Raw genomic sequence first — 255 nt, 5'->3', positions numbered from 1 at the left:
ATGGGAAGCAGGTTAATATTCCTGCACCGTCGTATGATGCGATGGGGGGACGGATCGCGGAAGGTTGTCTGACTGTTGGAATAGTCAGTTTCTGATTCATAGAAGGTACTTAGGCAAATCCGGGTACGTAATTCAAGGGATTGGGACGAGCGAACTTGTTCGCGAAGCAATCGGAAGTGGTTCCAAGAAAAGCCTCTAAGCTTCAGTCATACGAGACCGTACCGCAAACCGACACAGGTGGGCGAGATGAGTATT

General features: G+C 49.4%; 1 rRNA gene. It reads left to right on the top strand.

Going from position 1 to position 255, the window contains the following annotated elements:
- Nucleotides 1-255: ribosomal RNA gene (locus tag GM672_RS28065) — 23S ribosomal RNA — on the top strand; the annotation flags it as partial.

The organism is Pseudoduganella buxea (assembly GCF_009720835.1).
Classification (GTDB): domain Bacteria; phylum Pseudomonadota; class Gammaproteobacteria; order Burkholderiales; family Burkholderiaceae_D; genus Rugamonas; species Rugamonas buxea.
The sequence above is the reverse complement of the archived record's forward strand: the minus strand, read 5'-3'. Positions and strand labels throughout refer to the sequence as shown.